17 protein-coding genes are annotated in these 16,897 nt (G+C 64.7%); 7 read left to right on the top strand and 10 right to left on the bottom strand.

The window, feature by feature from the left end; genetic code table 11:
* Nucleotides 1–17: 17 nt before the first annotated feature.
* Together JQ507_32860 and JQ507_32855 are read left to right on the top strand one after the other, a co-directional pair.
* The gene (locus tag JQ507_32860; GenBank protein ID QRI69589.1) at nucleotides 18–353 is read left to right on the top strand and encodes a DUF167 domain-containing protein; all 336 of its coding nucleotides are present in this window, start codon (nucleotides 18–20) and stop codon (nucleotides 351–353) included.
* Between the two features lies 1 nt (nucleotide 354).
* The gene (locus JQ507_32855) at nucleotides 355–1,239 is read left to right on the top strand and encodes a bifunctional methylenetetrahydrofolate dehydrogenase/methenyltetrahydrofolate cyclohydrolase (GenBank protein QRI69588.1); all 885 of its coding nucleotides are present in this window, start codon (nucleotides 355–357) and stop codon (nucleotides 1,237–1,239) included.
* A 135-nt stretch (nucleotides 1,240–1,374) separates the two neighbouring features.
* Here JQ507_32855 and ppa read toward each other — a convergent pair whose 3' ends face one another.
* Together ppa and JQ507_32845 are read right to left on the bottom strand one after the other, a co-directional pair.
* Nucleotides 1,375–1,905, bottom strand: a complete 531-nt coding sequence (gene ppa, locus JQ507_32850) for an inorganic diphosphatase (protein ID QRI69587.1) — start codon at nucleotides 1,903–1,905, stop codon at nucleotides 1,375–1,377.
* A gap of 166 nt (nucleotides 1,906–2,071) precedes the next feature.
* Nucleotides 2,072–2,581: a GNAT family N-acetyltransferase gene (locus tag JQ507_32845; GenBank protein QRI69586.1), complete on the bottom strand. Its 510-nt coding sequence runs from the start codon at nucleotides 2,579–2,581 to the stop codon at nucleotides 2,072–2,074.
* Between the two features lie 361 nt (nucleotides 2,582–2,942).
* Here JQ507_32845 and JQ507_32840 point away from each other — a divergent pair, with 361 nt between their 5' ends.
* From JQ507_32840 to JQ507_32830, 3 genes are read left to right on the top strand one after another with little or no spacing between them, the layout of a single operon-like run.
* Complete coding sequence (locus JQ507_32840; GenBank protein QRI69585.1) at nucleotides 2,943–3,410, top strand: DUF2269 domain-containing protein; 468 nt, start codon at nucleotides 2,943–2,945, stop codon at nucleotides 3,408–3,410.
* 16 nt (nucleotides 3,411–3,426) lie between these two features.
* Nucleotides 3,427–4,755 (top strand): SDR family oxidoreductase, encoded by a 1,329-nt coding sequence (locus tag JQ507_32835; GenBank protein ID QRI69584.1) that lies wholly within the window; start codon nucleotides 3,427–3,429, stop codon nucleotides 4,753–4,755.
* Nucleotides 4,756–4,813: 58 nt separating this feature from the next.
* The gene (locus tag JQ507_32830; GenBank protein ID QRI69583.1) at nucleotides 4,814–5,221 is read left to right on the top strand and encodes a thiol-disulfide oxidoreductase DCC family protein; all 408 of its coding nucleotides are present in this window, start codon (nucleotides 4,814–4,816) and stop codon (nucleotides 5,219–5,221) included.
* A gap of 99 nt (nucleotides 5,222–5,320) precedes the next feature.
* On the opposite strand, the gene JQ507_32825 is transcribed toward JQ507_32830, so the two are convergent.
* From JQ507_32825 to JQ507_32800, 6 genes are all read right to left on the bottom strand, one after another.
* Entirely contained in the window at nucleotides 5,321–6,568 is a 1,248-nt protein-coding gene (locus tag JQ507_32825) for an FAD-dependent oxidoreductase (GenBank protein ID QRI69582.1), read from the bottom strand.
* A 177-nt stretch (nucleotides 6,569–6,745) separates the two neighbouring features.
* Nucleotides 6,746–8,569 (bottom strand): translational GTPase TypA, encoded by a 1,824-nt coding sequence (gene typA, locus JQ507_32820; protein ID QRI69581.1) that lies wholly within the window; start codon nucleotides 8,567–8,569, stop codon nucleotides 6,746–6,748.
* A gap of 346 nt (nucleotides 8,570–8,915) precedes the next feature.
* Nucleotides 8,916–9,185 carry a hypothetical protein gene (locus JQ507_32815; GenBank protein ID QRI69580.1) on the bottom strand — a complete coding sequence of 90 codons (270 nt, stop codon included), beginning with the start codon at nucleotides 9,183–9,185 and terminating at the stop codon, nucleotides 8,916–8,918.
* A complete protein-coding gene (locus tag JQ507_32810; protein QRI69579.1) occupies nucleotides 9,182–10,627 on the bottom strand; it encodes a radical SAM protein in 1,446 nt (481 codons plus the stop codon). Before JQ507_32810 ends, JQ507_32815 begins: the two co-directional genes overlap by 4 nt.
* On the bottom strand, nucleotides 10,608–11,327 hold the full coding sequence (locus JQ507_32805) for a prolipoprotein diacylglyceryl transferase (GenBank protein QRI69578.1): 720 nt from the start codon (nucleotides 11,325–11,327) through the stop codon (nucleotides 10,608–10,610). Before JQ507_32805 ends, JQ507_32810 begins: the two co-directional genes overlap by 20 nt.
* Before the next feature lie 82 nt (nucleotides 11,328–11,409).
* The gene (locus JQ507_32800) at nucleotides 11,410–12,174 is read right to left on the bottom strand and encodes a Crp/Fnr family transcriptional regulator (protein ID QRI69577.1); all 765 of its coding nucleotides are present in this window, start codon (nucleotides 12,172–12,174) and stop codon (nucleotides 11,410–11,412) included.
* Nucleotides 12,175–12,373: 199 nt separating this feature from the next.
* Between JQ507_32800 and JQ507_32795 the strand changes: the two genes are divergently transcribed.
* Both JQ507_32795 and JQ507_32790 read left to right on the top strand, forming a co-directional pair.
* Nucleotides 12,374–12,748 (top strand): response regulator, encoded by a 375-nt coding sequence (locus tag JQ507_32795; GenBank protein ID QRI69576.1) that lies wholly within the window; start codon nucleotides 12,374–12,376, stop codon nucleotides 12,746–12,748.
* A gap of 90 nt (nucleotides 12,749–12,838) precedes the next feature.
* Nucleotides 12,839–13,939 (top strand): hypothetical protein, encoded by a 1,101-nt coding sequence (locus JQ507_32790; GenBank protein QRI73614.1) that lies wholly within the window; start codon nucleotides 12,839–12,841, stop codon nucleotides 13,937–13,939.
* Between the two features lie 7 nt (nucleotides 13,940–13,946).
* On the opposite strand, the gene JQ507_32785 is transcribed toward JQ507_32790, so the two are convergent.
* Nucleotides 13,947–14,693, bottom strand: coding sequence for an N-acetylmuramoyl-L-alanine amidase (locus JQ507_32785; protein ID QRI73613.1), 747 nt, complete (start codon nucleotides 14,691–14,693; stop codon nucleotides 13,947–13,949).
* 390 nt (nucleotides 14,694–15,083) lie between these two features.
* On the bottom strand, nucleotides 15,084–16,646 hold the full coding sequence (locus JQ507_32780) for an alkaline phosphatase D family protein (GenBank protein ID QRI69575.1): 1,563 nt from the start codon (nucleotides 16,644–16,646) through the stop codon (nucleotides 15,084–15,086).
* Between the last annotated feature and the right edge of the window lie 251 nt (nucleotides 16,647–16,897).

Genomic DNA, 16,897 nt, shown 5'->3' with positions numbered 1-16,897 from the left:
CTGCTGATGGATTGCTGATGGATCCTTGGCGCTATTCCACCGAGGGCATCAGCATCGCGTTGCGCGTGACGCCGCGCGGTGGCCGCGACGACATCGACGGGATCGAAACGCTGGCCAACGGCCGTTCGGTGGTGAAAGTGCGAGTCCGTGCCATCGCCGAGGGCGGTGAGGCCAACCGGGCGGTGACGGAGTTATTGGCGAAGGCGCTCGGCGTGCCCAAGGCCAGGGTGAAGCTGCTATCGGGGGCAACCTCGCGGCTGAAGCAGGTGGCTGTCGACGGTGACCCTAAGGGGCTTGGCGAAACGCTGAGAAAATTGACGGCGGCAAAGCCGAACCAAGAGACGAAGGACTGACATGACCGCCCGCATCATCGACGGAAAAGCCATCGCCGCCGAGCTTCGCGCCCGCGTCGCCGACGAGGTCGCCCGCGTCAAGCGCGACCATGCGCTCACGCCGGGGCTCGCCGTGGTGCTGGTCGGCCATGATCCGGCGAGCGAGGTCTATGTCCGCAGCAAGCACACCCAGACCCAGGCCGCCGGCATGGCCTCGTTCGAGCACAAGCTGCCGGAGGATGTGTCGCAGGCCGATCTGCTGGCGCTGATCGCGCGGCTCAACCGCGATCCGCTGGTGCATGGCATCCTGGTGCAGCTGCCGCTGCCGAAATCGCTGCACACCGAGACCGTCATCAATGCGATCGATCCGGCCAAGGATGTCGACGGCCTGCATCCGAACAATGCCGGCCGGCTCGCCGGGGGCCTGGCTGCGCTGTCGCCCTGCACCCCGCTCGGCTGCATCATCCTGACCAAGAGCGTGCATGCCTCGCTTGAAGGAATGAGCGCGACCGTGATCGGCCGTTCCAATCTGGTCGGCCGTCCGCTGGTGCAATTGCTGCTGAACGAGAACGCGACGGTGACGATCGCGCATTCGCGCTCGCGCGATCTGCCGAAACTCTGCGCCCAGGCCGACCTGGTCTATGCTGCGGTCGGTCGTCCCGAGATGGTGCGGGGCGACTGGATCAAGCCGGGCGCGACCGTGATCGATGTCGGCATCAACCGCATTCCGGTGCCCGGCGGCAAGCCGAAGCTGGTCGGCGACGTCGCATTCCAGGAAGCGCTCGGCGTCGCCGGCGCGATCACGCCGGTGCCGGGCGGCGTCGGACAGATGACGGTGGCGTGCCTTCTTGTCAACACGCTGCGTGCCGCCTGCGCGATCCAGGGCCTGCCGGCGCCGGCGGTGTGAGATAGCTGGGAAATCTCTCCGCAGTCATTGCGAGGAGCGAAGCGACGAAGCAATCCACCGTCCCACACGTGCGGTGGCATGGATTGCTTCGCTTCGCTCGCAATGACGGAAGAGCGCGCCGTATCGACTACGCCGTCACTTCTTCTTCGCCCGCTCGATGCCTTCGAGGATCAGTTTGCGGGCTTCGTCGGCGTCGCCCCAGCGCAGCACCTTCACCCACTTGCCCTTCTCGAGATCCTTGTAGTGCTCGAAGAAGTGCTGGATCTGCTGCAGCGTGATGTCGGGCAGGTCGCTGTAATTGTGCACCTTGTCGTAGCGCTGGGTCAGCTTCGAGGACGGCACCGCGATGATCTTCTCGTCGCCGCCGGCCTCGTCCTCCATCAGCAGCACGCCGACCACGCGGACGCTCATCACGGCGCCCGGCACGATCGCGCGGGTGTTGACGATCAGCACGTCGCAGGGATCGCCGTCGCCCGACAGCGTGTGCGGGATGAAGCCGTAATTGCCGGGGTAGCGCATCGGCGTGTAGAGGAAGCGGTCCACCACGAGCGTGCCGGCCTCCTTGTCCATCTCGTATTTGATGGGCTCGCCGCCGACGGCAACCTCGATGATGACGTTGACGTCGTGGGGCGGATTCTTTCCGATCGATATGGCGTCGATACGCATGGATTGCTCCGCGTGGCCTTCTGGAAGTTGAGAACGATGTGATTTTTTGGTTGGCGCCGCCAGGCCGCAAAACGACATCAGGCCCGGCCGTGGGGGCCGGGCTGGCCGTCGCGCGCAGCGCTCAGGCTGGTTTAGCCTTGCTGCAGCTGCGAGAGAAGCGGGATTTTCAGTTGGCCCAGGCGAAAGCGACCTTGTCGAGCGACTTCGGCCCGAACCGTTCCGAGGAGCGCGCCACCATCCGGCCGCCCAGCGCGCGGTAAAACTCGGTCGCCGGCTCGTTGTCGGAGAGTGCCCAGATCACCATGCTCTTCAGGCCGCTCTGCATCAGGTCGCGGCGGGCCGCGGCGAACAGGCGCCGGCCGAAGCCGAGGCCTTGGAATTCCGGCCGCAGATAGAGCTCGTAAATCTCGCCTTCGAAATGCAGGCTGCGGGCGCGGTTGCGGCCGTAATTGGCATAGCCTGCGATTCGGTCGCCGAACACCAGCACGCTGACGCGGCTGCCCTTGCGGATCGCGCTGTCCCACCACTGCGGGCCGCGGCGATTGATCAGCTTTTCGAGTTCGGCGCCGGGGATGATTCCCTGATACGCCGAGCGCCAGGCTTCGTCATGGGTAGACGCCACCGAGGCTGCGTCTGCAGCTTTGGCTGGCCGGACCTCGATTAGCGTTGTGCTCATGCATCCAATCAAAGCAAGTCGGAGGGCCGCCTTCAAGGTCCATCGTTAATTATCAGTTAACCTGTGGGTTTTTTGCATCAGTGTCATGAAAACTTGTGTCGAAAGAGGACACTTGCCAGGCTTGAGCGATCAATTGCCGATCCTGGCCTGTGCAAAGCGTGAATCGCGCGCACAGTATGATGGTGCCGTCGCTCGGAAAAAGCTCATTCGGGGCTGATTCGCCGCCAGGATCTGGCGTGCGATCCAAGCGCGATGTGGGTACTCCGAGTGCGCAGCCGCAGTGGATTTTTGCGCGCGCACGGTCTATGGCAGCGGCGATATCTGTGCGCGCCAAAACCAGCCCGATCGTGAGCGGACTGCGATGACGCTCTACTTCCTGATCAAGTATCTGCATGTGCTCGGCGCCATCGTGATCCTCGGCACCGGGACCGGCATCGCCTTCTTCATGCTGGCGGCGCATCGCACGCAAAGCGCGTCCTTTATCGCGCGCACGGCGTCGACGGTCGTGGTCGCGGACATGATCTTCACCTTGAGCGCGGTGTTGCTGCAGCCGGTGAGCGGCGGGCTGCTGATGTTGCTGTCGGCAACCAGCCTGACCGAGCGCTGGCTGTTGCTCTCGCTTGCGCTCTACGCACTGGCCGGCGTGTTCTGGGTTCCCGTCATCTTCATGCAGATGGAGATGCGCGACCTCGCGCAGGCGGCTGCCGATAAGGGGCTTCCGCTGCCGCCGCGCTACGCTGCGCTGTTTCGCCGCTGGTTCCTGTTCGGGATTCCCGGCTTCGGCTCGGTGATGATCATCCTCTGGCTGATGATCGCAAAACCATTCTAGAACATGATCCGATCTCATGAGTGACGATGCATCACACAATATCCTCGTGCTTGGCGCGTCGGGCCTGATCGGACGCTACCTCACCGACGATCTGAGGGCGCGCGGCTTTCACGCGATCGGGATCGCGCGGCAGTTCACGGCTGCACAAAAGATGAGCGCAGCCGATCTCGAGCTGCCACTGATGTCGATGGATGTCGCTGACCTGACGCAGCTGCTTCGCACCCACGAGGTCAATGTCGTCGTCAACTGCCTCGGCGTACTGCAGGACGGTCCGGGCAGCGACACAAGCGCGGTGCATCGCGACTTCGTGGCGCGACTGCTCGAAGCGATCCGCGACAGCCATCGCGCCATCCGTCTGGTGCACATTTCGATTCCCGGCAGCGCCGATCAGGATCGCACCGCCTTCAGCGCCACCAAGCGCAAAGCCGAACGGCTGATCGCGGCATCGGGGATCGCCCATGCGATCCTGCGCCCGGGCTTTGTGATCGCGCCATCGGCCTATGGCGGCAGCGCCATGCTGCGCGCGCTGGCGGCGCTGCCGGTGGATTTGCCGGCCGACGAGGCGGCGACGCCGTTCCAGCCGGTCGCGGTCGAGGACATCGCCGCCACCATCGCATGGCTCGCGACGCGCGATATCGACGACGAAGCGGTGCGCTCGGTGACATGGGACCTGATGCAGAAGCAGCCGGTCTCGCTCGGCGGCGTCATCGCCCAATTCCGCTGGTCGTTCGGCACGGCGAAGCAATTCCGTATCGCCTCGCCATCGTTCCTGATCGATCTCGGCGCCCGTCTCGGCGATCTCACAAACCGCCTCGGCTGGATGCCGCCGATGCGCTCCACTGCGATCGCCGAGCTGCGCCGCGGCGTCACCGGTGATCCCTCGCCCTGGATGCACGCGACCGGCATCGTGCCGAAGACGATCGCGCAAGCGGTCGGCGGCCGACCCGCGACGATCCAGGACAAATGGTTCGCGCGGCTGTTCCTGATCAAGGCGCTGATCTTCGCGAGCCTGGTGCTGTTCTGGGTCGCGTCCGGCTTCATCGCCCTTGTCATCTCCTATGACGCCGCCGCCGGCATATTGAGCGCGCATCATTTCCCGCCCGCTCTGGTCGGGCCGGTGACGGTCGGGACCAGCCTGATGGACATGAGCATCGGTGTATTGATCGCGATCCGCCGTGCCGCGGCGTTCGGTCTCGTTGCGGGCATCGTCGCCTCGCTGGGCTATATGTTCGGATCGGCGATCCTGACGCCCGACCTCTGGATCGAGCCGCTCGGCGCGCTGGTGAAGACCGGACCTGCGATCGTGCTGATGCTGGTGGCGCTCTTGATGCTGGACAATCGATAGCGTTTGCAAGCGAAGTGGGACCGGTTCGCGTGAAGAATACGCGTCGAAGGAAAACAAGATGAAGAGTTGGCCCGACGACGACGTGATCCTCTACGACGGCGTCTGCATCTTCTGCTCGCGCTGGGTCCGCTTCGTCGTCGCCCGCGACACGGCGCGCCGCTTTCGTTTCACGCCGATCCAGTCGGATTATGGCACCCGGCTTGCCAAGACCTTCGGCATCGACCCTGAGGATCCCGACACCAACGCCGTGGTCCATGGCGGCATCGCCTGGATGAAGTCGGATGCGGCGCTGACGGTGCTGAGCCATCTCCCCGGCTGGGGCTGGACGAGCGCGCTGTTCGCGGTGCCGAAGCCGCTGCGCGACACCGTCTACAGCCTCATCGCCCGCAACCGCTATCGCATCTTCGGGAAGTACGAGACGTGCTTCGTGCCGGACGCCGACATGCGGGCGAGGGTGCTGGAGTAGTTTCTGCCGTCACTGCGAGGAGCGGAGCGGCGAAGCAATCCACTCTATCCGTTCCGCGGCGCGATGGATTGCTTCGCTTCGCTCGCAATGATGATGTGGCTACTTTCGAGATACGAAAGCCAACACTTCCTTTGCCGCCCGCTCGCCCGAGTCCCGCGCGCCGTGCGCGGTCGAGAAGAAGTGCGGTGACGTCGCCTCGCCGGCGAAGAATAGCCGGCCGTCGACCGGTGCGGCGAGTGCGGCGCGCTTGTCGGCGTGGCCGGGCAGCGCGTGCGAGTAGGAGCCGCGGGCGAACGGGTCATGCGCCCAGCGGGATTCGCTGAGCGGCTTCAGCTTGCCGCGGAAATCATTGCCGAGGAAGGAGACGATCTCGTCGATGCTGTGCGCGGCGATGGCGCCGTCGCCGGCATCTTCGAGCGCTCGCGCAAAGCGGCCGCCGAAGAAGCCCTCGATGCAGGGCTGGCCGAACGGGCGGATGTGATAGGTGCCCATCTCGGTGCGCATGGTGGCGCCGCGCAGATTGCCTTCCTTCGGCAGCGCCTCGGGCTCGGCGAGCGCCAGCGTCACCTTGTCGGCAAGGCCGAGCGGCAGGCCGCGCGCGGCGTCGAGTTTTTCCGGCAGCGCCGGCGAGAAGCGGATCGCCGAGTCGGCGATCAGGTTGGTCGGCACGGTGACGATCACCTTGTCCGCCTCCAGCGTGCCGCGTGAGGTCTCGATGCGGATGCGCCTGGCGGAGTGATCGATCAGCCTCACCTCGCAGTTCAGCGCGACGGGCACCTGCTGACCATAGGCCTCGACCAGCGCGCCATAGCCGCGCCGCACCCGCCAATTGACGTTGCTGTCCTCATAGGCGTCGAAATCGAGAATCGAGAGCTGGTCGAGCTCGCAGCCGTTCACATAGGTCGAGATCGCATCGATCATCGGGTTCCAGCGATTGCCGGGCTCGAGGTAGCGATCGGCTGAGCCGTCCTTGCCGCCGCGCGCGGCCTGCTCGATGCGTTCGTAGAATTCGTCGAGCGCCAGCATGAACGCGTCGCGGTCGGCCTGCGGGAACGCCTTGCCATAGGCGCGCTCGCGCCACGGCGGCAGGTCCTTGTTGAGCTCGAAGCCGAGTTGCTCGGCGATGCCGACAAAGCTGTTCTGGTCGGCCGAATGCAGCCAGCCGCAGCCGACGTCGAACACCACGTCCGGTGCGGCCTGGATCGTATGCGCCCGGCCGCCGAGCCGATCGCGTGCTTCCAGGACGATGCTGGAGAGGCCGGTGCCCTCCAGCGCATGCGCGGCGCCGAGGCCTGCGGCGCCGGCACCGATGATGGCAACATCGACCGTGGAGGGAAGGGAACTCATGTCCCGGCTCTAGCACGTTCGCCGCCGGGCCTGAAGCGGCCTCACGCATGACTGTCATCGCCCGCGAAAGCGGGCGATCCAGTATTCCAGAGGCGGTTGTTATTGAACCGATAGGCTGCGGCGTACTGGATGCCCCGGTCAAGCCGGGGCATGACAGATTGCTTTGCGGGGCCGCTTTTACGCCACCGCTTCCTTGGCCTTTTCGGCGCGCTTGCGGTCGTTCGGATCGAGATGCTTCTTGCGCAGCCGGATCGACTTCGGCGTCACCTCGACGAGCTCGTCGTCCTCGATATAGGCCAGCGCCTTTTCCAGCGTCATCCGGATCGGCGGCGTCAGGCGCACCGCCTCGTCCTTCGAGGTGGTGCGGATGTTGGTGAGCTGCTTGCCCTTCAGCACGTTGATCTCGAGATCGTTGTCGCGGGTGTGCTCGCCGACGATCATGCCCTTGTAGACCTTCCAGCCCGGCTCGATCATCATCGGGCCGCGGTCTTCCAGCTTGAACATCGCGTAGGCCACCGCTTCGCCCTGGTCGTTGGAGATCAGCACGCCGTTGCGGCGGCCCTGGATCTCGCCCTTGTAGGCGGCATAGCCGTGGAAGATGCGGTTCATGATCGCGGTGCCGCGGGTGTCGGTGAGCAGTTCGCCCTGGTAGCCGATCAGGCCGCGGGTCGGCGCGTAGAACACCAGCCGCAGGCGGTTGCCGCCGGACGGGCGCATCTCGATCATCTCGGCCTTGCGCTCGCTCATCTTCTGCACGACGACGCCGGAATGCTCCTCGTCGACGTCGATCACGACTTCCTCGATCGGCTCTTGCCAGACGCCGGCTTCGTCCTTTTGCAGCACGACGCGCGGGCGCGACACCGAGAGCTCAAAACCCTCGCGCCGCATGGTCTCGATCAGGATCGCGAGCTGCAATTCGCCGCGACCCGAAACTTCCATCGAGTCCTTGTCGGCGGCTTCGACGACGCGCAGCGCGACGTTGCCTTCGGCCTCACGCAGCAGACGGTCGCGGATCATGCGGCTCGTCACCTTGTCGCCTTCAGTGCCGGCGAGCGGCGAATTGTTGACGATAAAGGACATCGACACCGTCGGCGGGTCGATCGGCTGCGCCTGCAACGGGGTGTCGACGGACGGATCGCAGAACGTATCGGCGACGGTGCCCTTGGTCAGGCCAGCAATCGCGACGATGTCGCCGGCTTCGGCTTCATCGAGCGGCGTGCGCTCGATGCCGCGGAACGCGAGGATCTTGCTGATGCGGCCCTGCTCGATCAGCTTGCCGTCGGCGCCCAGCACCTTGACGGCCTGGTTGGGCTTGATGCTGCCCGAGGAGATGCGGCCGGTGATGATGCGGCCGAGGAAGTTGTTGGCCTCGAGGATGGTGCCGATCATCCGGAACGGACCTTGCTCGACCTGCGGCGGCGCCACGTGGCGCACGATCAGGTCGAACAGCGGCTGCATGCCGGCGTCCTTCGGTCCATCCGGGCTATCCGCCATCCAGCCCTGCTTGGCCGACCCGTACAGGATCGGGAAGTCGAGCTGCTCTTCGCTGGCATCGAGCGCCGCGAACAGGTCGAACACCTCGTTGATGACTTCGGTCGGTCGTGCGTCGGGACGGTCGACCTTGTTGATCACAACGATCGGCTTCAGTCCGACCTTGAGTGCCTTGGAGACCACGAACTTGGTCTGCGGCAACGGACCTTCGGCGGCGTCGACCAGCACCAGCGCGCCATCCACCATGTTCAGGATGCGCTCGACCTCGCCGCCGAAATCGGCGTGGCCGGGGGTATCGACGATGTTGATGCGGATGTCTTTCCACTGCACCGAGGCGGCTTTCGCCAGAATGGTGATGCCGCGCTCGCGCTCCAGATCGTTGGAGTCCATGGCGCGCTCCGCAACCTTCTGGTTTTCGCGGAAGGTGCCGGATTGCTGCAGCAGGCGGTCGACGAGGGTGGTCTTGCCGTGGTCGACGTGGGCGATGATGGCGACGTTGCGAAGGTTCATGGCTCTTCTTCTGGTCGTGCAATGGTCAGATGCGCGATCTCGCCGAACCGATTTGGCCGGCCGCTCGCTCACGTGGCCCAATCGGGGCCCGGATCACGCTCATACCCAAGAAATTTGACGGGGACGCATCACCCCAAAAAGGAAGCCCGGTCAGAGGACCGGGCACCTTGCGCGTTGCGGCGCAATATAGTCAGAAAACGCCAAAAAACAACGGTTTGTTGGCGGTCTGGGAAGCTGATTTCGAGCCGGGAACCCGGGTTCTAACGGGTCAGAGCCCTGATTCGGCATCATTTCCAGGCCTGCCCGGATGATCAGCCCGAGCCCGTACAGCGATCAATGCCGACCTCTACCGCCCGGTGATCGCGGCGCGGATCAGCATCACGCCGGCAAAACCGACCAGCAGGCCGAGCAGGACCAGAGAAAGGATGGAGGGGTCGGGGCGCGACGAGGTCAGGGTGCCGACCCCGAACAGGATCGCGCAGAGCCCGGGGAGCAGCAGGAACACCCCGAACAGCGCCATGAAGGCGGTCGCGCAGCCGCCGCGTCGGGGCGGCAGCGGGGGAGGCAGCGAGGGCGGCGATCCATCCGGATTGATAGGCCTGCTGTCATCGCTCATCGCGGCACCTCCTCGCCCTGCCGCGCCTCGCGATAGGTCTGGCCGGCCAGGCTTGCGCGGATGCCGTCGATTTTTCCGTCGCGATAGAACAGGTTGTAGGTGTCGAACGGGATGATCGCGCCGCTTTCGGTGACGAAGTGGATGCAGCTTCGCTTGACGTTGCCGACGCAGAAGTTGAAGCGATCGAGGAACTGCACGATGGTGACGCGGAACACGTTCTCGTAGGTCAGCCCCTCCGGCACTTCGAAGCTCGGCAGGCAGCACAACAACTCGCAGACCCGCTCCGAGGTGTTCAGCGGCCCCGACGACAGCGAGAACAAATCGACGAATTTTTCCCGCAGCACCGGATATTTCTCCGGGCTGATCGTGTTCGGCATCACGGCGACGAGCTGCTCCTGCGGGATCAGCGAGGTCAGCGGCAGCACCTTGTCGCCGCTGCGCAGGCCGTAACCGATCGAGACGCTTTCGGGATTGCACGGCAGCGGGATCATGTCCTTGTCGCCGAACACTCCGGTTTCGATCACGCGCTGGCGGATCTCCGACAGCATGATGCGGTCGGTATCTTTGTTGAAGGCCTCGTTGCGGCCGGCGTCCTGCACCGGCTGCAGCGTGACGCCGCGGACACACTTCCAGGTCAGCGCATGACGGATGATGTCGCCGATTTCGGCGTCGTTGACGCCGCGCTTGATGGTGGCGACCAGCGTGGTCGAGACGCCGTAACGCTCGAGATTTTCCAGCGCCTGCTGGCGGATCTTGCGCAGATCGGCGCCGCGCAGATTGACCAGTGCCTCGCGCTTCAGCGAATCGAACTGCAGATAGACCTCCAGCCCGCGCTTGTTCGCGGCGAGCTTCGCCACGAAATCCGGCTCGCGCGCGATCCTGAGGCCGTTGGTGTTGATCATGACGTGGCGGATCGGGCGGGCGCGCACCGCATCCAGGATCGCGAAGAAATCCGGATGCAGCGTCGGCTCGCCGCCGGAGATCTGCACCAGGTCGGGCTCGCCCTCGCTCGCCACCAGCGCGTCCAGCATTGTCTCGATCTTGGCCAGCGGCGTGAAGCTTGAGCGTGCCGGCGAGGAATCCGCAAAGCACACCGGGCAGGTCAGGTTGCAGTGCTCCGTGATCTCGATCAGCGCCAGGCAGGAGTGCTGCTCATGGTCGGGGCACAGCCCGCAATCATAGGGACAGCCGAATTCGGTGTGGCGCTGGAAGGCGAGCGGCCGGTCGCCGGGCTTGATGAAGTCCTTGCACAGCCGCCAATAGGCCTGGTCGGTCGAGACCAGCGTCGACTGCACGCCGTGCTGCTTGCAGCGTTTCTCGTACCAGACCTCGTTGCCTGAGATCTGGATCTTGGTCGGCACCAATGTCAGGCAGGTCTCACAGAGCGACTGGGTCTGGCCCCAGAAGATGTAGGGGCGGGCCTTACGCAGCGGCGCGTTCATGCTTCACACTCACATTCGGCGCCGTCGCCAGCATGACGGCGGCATAGACCATGACAAACAGCGACAGCAGGTGGAACAGCGAGAACGGGCCGATCAGCGTGCCGTAGGGTTTGATGAACTCCCACAGGAAGCGCTGCAGGCCATAGTAGAACAGCACGAGGTAGAATCCATTGGTGATCACAGCGGCGTTGCGGTTCAATACGGCCCAGACGTAGAAGGCCGCGAACGCCGCCATTGCCAGGCTTTCATAGAGCTGCACGGGATGGCGCAGGATGCCGTCGCCGAAATCGTGGCCCCAGGGCAGCGTGGTCGGCGTGCCGTAGGTGAAATCCTCGAGCCCCGCGAAATAGCAGCCGAGCCGGCCGACCGCGATGCCGAGCGCGAGCGGGAGTGCGAAGCGCGCCCCGGTGCGCAGCGCAATGCCGTGCAGCCATTTGTAGAGCTCGATCGCGATGACGCCGCCGGCCAGCGCACCCTCGACCGAGCGGGCGATACCCGACATGCCCGAGAACCACAGGTTCAACGTGCCGAAGATGTAGGCGCCGATGCCGGCGCCGAACACCAGTGCGGCGATGTAGGGCAGCTCGAAGGATTGCCGCGGGAATTGCAGCCCGGGCCGGCGCGACAGCCACCACATGGCGATCGCGGCCGCGCCCCATGCTGCGATGTCGAAGATCGCGTGAAGTTCAGCCCCGCTCATCAGGCGAGTGTAGCGTGATTTTCGCGGCCCGCGATAGATGTTCCCCCTCGCCCCGCACTTGCGGGGAGAGGTCAGCTTGGCATCAATTGGCCGGGTTGTCCTCGCTCGGATACACCCCGCGCAGCACTTCCTCGAAGTGATCCTTCACCGCCTCGTTGCACATGCAGGAGCGTAGCTTGAGCTTGTCGGGATCGCGGATCACGATCGCGCCGCGGCGGGTATCCAGCACCCCTTCGGCCTTGAAGTTCTGGATCACCCGGCTGGTGTAGCTGCGGCCGACGCCGAGCAAGGTCGAGAGCTGCTCATGCGTCAGCGGCACCACGCCATTGCCATTGGTGCGTTCCATCGCCGACATGATCCATTTCGCGGCGCGCTGCTCGATCGAATGGATCGCGTTGCAGGCGGTCGACTGGAAAATCTGCGCCAGCATGCAGTCGGCATAGCGCGCGAAGATGTTGCGCACCGAGATCGAGGTCAGCTTGGCGGCGTCGAGCTTGCTGATCGGCAGCCGCACGAACGGCCCCCCGAACTTGACGGTGATGCGTGTGTACGCCGGCAGGAAGCCCTGGCTGACGATGCCGCCGACCGCGCCCTCGCGGCCGACCAGGATGGTTTCGACATCGCGCCCGTCCTCGTTGGCCACCATGTAGGACGCAAGGCTCGGTCCGCATGGGAAATGCACGATCTGGACGTCGTCGCCGGGATTGTAGAGCAGCTCGCCGGCCGCGGCCTCGACCTCCGCAAGATGCGGCGCGAGCAGCGCGTAGTCGGCGGCATTCAGCCGGCGCAGGAGATTGTTGAACGGCCGGTCGCTCGTCCCGGCCAAATCGGTCCGTTTGGCAATCATTGGAAAATCCTGGAAACCCAACGCCGACCATACTGAAAAAGTTCCAGCTTTTATGTTCACTAGTGAACAGACGCGACGGCGCGCGATGTGGTGGGTTTCATCCCGGGAACAGCCGGCGTGCTTTCGGGCGCCGGTCGCGGGCCATCCGGCCGGACTGATCCGGTCTCTCATCCATCATCGAAGAATTGGACACCGCGTCATGGAATCCGCTCCCAATGCCGGCATGCCCGGCGACGTCCTCGTGGTCGAGGACGACCCGATCATCTCGCTCTATTTTGAGGACACCATCCTGGGCTTCGGCGCCCGGACGGTGCGCACCGCCGCGAACGTCGCCCGCGCGCTTGAGCTGATTGCCGAACGCGCGCCGGATTTCGCGCTGCTCGACGTCGGCCTCGTCAGGGGCGAGAAGACGTTCGTGATCGCCGAGCGGCTCGATGCCCTGAAAGTGCCTTTCGCTTTCATCACGGGCTACGGCGCGGACATCAGGCTGCCGGAATCGCTTGCCGACAAGCCGCGGCTGGCCAAGCCGTGTTCGAGCGAGACGCTCGAGGCTGCGCTGAGAAACGAACTTTGACCGATTGCCGGGATTCGGCCTCGCGGTCTACGATCCGGGATGTCGGATTCGGTGACGCACGGGCCTCGGGAAGCCGTCATGGCAATCAGGATGGCGATCGGGATATCTGCCGCTGCGCGCGCCGCGGCGCTCTCTCTCGGACTGCTGCTTGCGCCGGTTGCGGCGGGTCCTGCCATTGCTGAGCCAGCCGCCCTCACGAGCGAGCAATCGGCCGCGCTCAAGGCCTACGACAATGCGCTGAAGAATTTCGTCTCGATCATGCGCCAGCGCCGCGCGCAGATCGATGCCGGGCAGTCGCTGCCGAACCTGCCGGGCCAGGCGATCTATCTGGCCCGTGTCGAGATGATGAGCACCTACAAGGATCTCACCGATGCGCTGCCGGCGCGGATCGGAAGGCCCAACAGGCTGGGAATCCCTCCGGCCTATTTCGATGCCGACAATGAGCCGCTGCTCGACGAGTACAAGACGCTGTTCGACGTCATGGAGGCGCCGCCCGCCGGTGCGCAAAGCTCCGATACGCCGTTCAAGGACGTGGTCGACCTGGCGACAGTGATCGCGCGCGCCAGGGGGCTCGATGCCGCTGACGCCGCTGTCGCCGGCCGTATCAGCCTTGGCCTGTTCTTTGCCGAGACGAACGGCAAGCAGAATGCCGGAAATGCGCGGTCGAACACCTACAAGGGCAGCCTGCAGACCGGCCCGTCCGAAGATCGCAACGGCCAGAAGAAGTGGGCCGCCATCAAGGGGTCGATCGCGGCCCTCGATCCTGCGCTGAGCCGTCGCGACGACAAGGAAGAGGCCCGAGCCGGCAATCTCGACCATCGGTTCAATCACTGGACCGCGGTGCGCGACGCGCTCATGAACGCACACGCGGACGTTTTCCCGCAGGTTCCGGCGATCGCAAAGGCGCTGCCCGATCCGATCGATCAAATGAAGCTCTTCGAGCTGATCCAGATCATTCCGACCCCGACGCGGGCCGCGCTGAAGTCGGGCAATCTGGTCGGCTACCGAATTTCCGACCCCAGGATCATGGGATATCTGCGCAACAACAGCATCTTCGCGTTCGGCCGGGCCGACAGGGCAAGAACATCGGCGACCTTCCGCGAAATCCTCGATGCGATGTGGCTGTTCAACGCCAAGTTCGAACAGGCGCTTGCCAGGCTCAAGGAGATCAAGGCAGGCAATCCAGGCTGAGTGGACGTCAGAGCGGACCGAGCAGGACCCACCGCGGGTCGCAGAACTCCTTCACGGCAGAGGCGACGCCGCTGGCGATCGCGTTGCGGCGCTCGGGCGAACCCATCTTGAGTTCCTCCTCCCGGTTGATGATCGAGCCCGCCTCCAGCAGGACGGCAGGCATCGCGGTCTTTCTCAGCACGATCAGCTCGTCATAGCTGTAGACGCCGGTGTCCTTGTTCAGCAGCGGATGCTGGTCGCGGCCCATGATGGGCTGGCTGTATTGCTCGGCATAGTGCAGCCCCTGGGCCTTCATTTCGCCGGCAACCAGTTCGGCGAACCGCAGGCTTGTCTTGAAGTCCGGATTCTCCCGGGACACGAACACGGAGTAGCCGCTGAAGCGGTCGCTGAAGTGGCTCTTCTTGCCCTCGAATTCCCAGTCCTCGAGCATCTTGTTGGGCACGGAGTCGTGGTGGATCGACAGCAGCAGATCCGCGTGCAGATTGTTGGCGGCGGAGACCCGCCTGAACAGGCTGGGTCTCGCTTTGCCTTCGGTGAGAAGCAGCCTGGTTCCGGTAAAGCCTTCGGCCTTCAAGGTCTCCTCGATCTGCCGCGCAAGGCGTAGGTTGAAGTTGAATTCGGCGACGTTGCGCGCGCTCATCGCGCCTTCCGATTCCGCGGTATGGCCGACATCGAGGACGACCCGGAATGTCGCGGGATCGCATTTGCCTGCGGTCGGCTTGAGAGCGGAAGGTGGCAGGGCGACCGGTCCCAGCGCGGCGAGCCGCGTGACGCGGTGCTTGGCTGGCGCGCGGTGCTTTGCGAGCTTGGCCGGCCTTGTCGCTGTCGCGCGCTTGGGCGGCTTGGCGTGCTTGGGTGAGCTCTTGAAGAAATCCGGCAGCCAGCCGGCCTCGCTGATGTCGGTCGGCAGCAGCGCGAGCACCGCTATCGCAACAACAAGCAGGCGGCGAGGCCGAAGCCCCGCGACGATGCCACCGAGCACGCGAACGGATTCGCAGCGCCTCATGCTCCGCCCCTCCGGGCCCCCAGCATAACGGCTCTGTCACCGGTACCGGAAGAGGCAGGTCGCGTCCATCCCCTGTCAATCGCGCCGCCCTTGCCTCACGCCAGGGCGGCGTCCGGTTCCGTCGCAGCTGCGGGGCGATTACACCGGCTTCGGATCGAGCGTGATGGCCCACAGCTCGGCGTCGACGCGATCGCGCAGGCTCACCGTCATCTGCCCGCTCTTGCCGTCGATCTTGACGTGGCCGAAGAACTGCATGCCGGCCGACGGCGGCAGGTTCTGGTTGGCTTCGCCCGGCGCCTTGACGAACTTCACCTCGGGACCAAACGTGTTGTCGAGCTCGTTCGGCCCGAACGTGCCGGCGTGCAGCGGGCCGGAGACGAATTCCCAGAACGGATCGAACTCCTGGAACTGGGCCTTGTTCGGATTGTAGTAGTGCGCGGCCGCATAGTGCACGTCGGCGGTCAGCCACACCGTGTTGACGATCCCGGCGGTCTTGATGAAGCGCAGGATGTCGGCGATCTCGAGCTCGCGGCCGCGCGCCGGTCCGTCGCCCTGCGCAAACGCCTCCGAGCCCTTCTTGTTGGTCGCATCGTCATAGACGATCAGCGACAGCGGCATGTCGGAGGCGATCACCTTCCAGGTGGCGCGCGAGTTGAGCAGCGCGCGCTTCAGCCAGGCCATCTGGTCGGGTCCGATGAAATAGGCATCGGGACCGTAGGTCTCCTGCAGGTTCGGACCATTCGGGCCGCGATAGCTGCGCTCGTCGAGCATGAAGACGTCGAGATGCGGACCGTAGCTCAGCGTGCGATAGACCCGGCCGGGCTCGACGATGCTCTCGCGCATCGGATACATCTCGTGGAAGGCCTTTGCCGCGCGCGCGGCGAGCACGGTGATGTCGCGCTCCTTGTAGGCCGCCGGCAGCTGCTTCGACAGCGACCAGTTGTTGGTCACCTCGTGATCGTCCCACTGCACGAAGATCGGCACCTCGGCATTGAAGGCGCGCAGATTGCTGTCGAGGAAATTGTATTTGTGCGCGGCGCGGTACTCGTCGAGCGTCTCGGCGACCTTGGCCTTCTCCGGGATCGTGATGTTCTTCCAGATCTTGCCGTCGGGGAGCTTCACCTCGGACGGGATCACGCCGTCGGCGTAGATGGTGTCGCCGGAATGCAGCAGGAAATCCGGATTGTGCTTCTTCATCGCGGCGAAGGTGATCATGCCGCCGTCGTCGGGGTTGATGCCCCAGCCCTGGCCGGCGACGTCGCCGCCCCACACGAAGGAGACGTCGCGGCGATCGCTCGGCGCGGTACGGAAGCGGCCGACCACAGGCTCGCCGGCAATGTCGATATGGGCGAGGTCGCGGAAGCGGACCCGATAGAAGATGTCCTGGCCGGACGGCAGGTTCTCCAGCAGCATCTTTGCCGTGAAGTCGCTCTCCGGCAGCGCCGTGATCGGCGGCAGCGCGCGGGCGTCCTTGAACGATTCCGTGGTGGCGACCTCGACCATCATCTGCGACGGCCGGTCCGCGCGCGCCCACACCACACCGCCGTCGATGCCGACATCGCCGGACTGCACGCCATGGGTGATCACGGGGCGATCGGCGGCGCGCGACAGATACGGCATCGCGATCACGCCGACGCCGGCCGCAGCCGTGGTGGAAAGAAAGCGTCGGCGGGTGAGGTTTCGCGAGAACCGGATCGTCATGGGGGCCTCCTTAAGGTCACAGCGACAATGCGACGCGGGCGAGCAGAGAGGTAGGAAAATTCCATGACGGTGAGATTACAGCGGGCGTGGTCAGGCGCGGCGGGTGACCGCTTTTGGGGATGTGAGGGAGAAATTTTCCCCTCGTTTGGCTAGTTCAAGTAGGCGGCGATGCCGCAGATGATCAGCATCACAGCGAACGCTGCGAGACCGAGATAGAATTCTCGCACTGAGAAAACCTTAAAGGCATTTAG

It is taken from the genome of Bradyrhizobium sp. PSBB068, from assembly GCA_016839165.1.
Taxonomy (GTDB): Bacteria; Pseudomonadota; Alphaproteobacteria; order Rhizobiales; family Xanthobacteraceae; genus Bradyrhizobium.
The sequence above is the reverse complement of the archived record's forward strand: the minus strand, read 5'-3'. Positions and strand labels throughout refer to the sequence as shown.

Bases quoted from the DNA above. Each gene is read 5' to 3' on its own strand.
- JQ507_32860 (QRI69589.1), top strand. From the start codon at position 18: ATGGATCCTTGGCGCTATTCCACCGAGGGCATCAGCATCGCGTTGCGC.
- JQ507_32855 (QRI69588.1), top strand. From the start codon at position 355: ATGACCGCCCGCATCATCGACGGAAAAGCCATCGCCGCCGAGCTTCGC.
- ppa (QRI69587.1), bottom strand. From the start codon at position 1,905: ATGCGTATCGACGCCATATCGATCGGAAAGAATCCGCCCCACGACGTC.
- JQ507_32845 (QRI69586.1), bottom strand. From the start codon at position 2,581: ATGAGCACAACGCTAATCGAGGTCCGGCCAGCCAAAGCTGCAGACGCA.
- JQ507_32840 (QRI69585.1), top strand. From the start codon at position 2,943: ATGACGCTCTACTTCCTGATCAAGTATCTGCATGTGCTCGGCGCCATC.
- JQ507_32835 (QRI69584.1), top strand. From the start codon at position 3,427: ATGAGTGACGATGCATCACACAATATCCTCGTGCTTGGCGCGTCGGGC.
- JQ507_32830 (QRI69583.1), top strand. From the start codon at position 4,814: ATGAAGAGTTGGCCCGACGACGACGTGATCCTCTACGACGGCGTCTGC.
- JQ507_32825 (QRI69582.1), bottom strand. From the start codon at position 6,568: ATGAGTTCCCTTCCCTCCACGGTCGATGTTGCCATCATCGGTGCCGGC.
- typA (QRI69581.1), bottom strand. From the start codon at position 8,569: ATGAACCTTCGCAACGTCGCCATCATCGCCCACGTCGACCACGGCAAG.
- JQ507_32815 (QRI69580.1), bottom strand. From the start codon at position 9,185: ATGAGCGATGACAGCAGGCCTATCAATCCGGATGGATCGCCGCCCTCG.
- JQ507_32810 (QRI69579.1), bottom strand. From the start codon at position 10,627: ATGAACGCGCCGCTGCGTAAGGCCCGCCCCTACATCTTCTGGGGCCAG.
- JQ507_32805 (QRI69578.1), bottom strand. From the start codon at position 11,327: ATGAGCGGGGCTGAACTTCACGCGATCTTCGACATCGCAGCATGGGGC.
- JQ507_32800 (QRI69577.1), bottom strand. From the start codon at position 12,174: ATGATTGCCAAACGGACCGATTTGGCCGGGACGAGCGACCGGCCGTTC.
- JQ507_32795 (QRI69576.1), top strand. From the start codon at position 12,374: ATGGAATCCGCTCCCAATGCCGGCATGCCCGGCGACGTCCTCGTGGTC.
- JQ507_32790 (QRI73614.1), top strand. From the start codon at position 12,839: ATGGCGATCGGGATATCTGCCGCTGCGCGCGCCGCGGCGCTCTCTCTC.
- JQ507_32780 (QRI69575.1), bottom strand. From the start codon at position 16,646: ATGACGATCCGGTTCTCGCGAAACCTCACCCGCCGACGCTTTCTTTCC.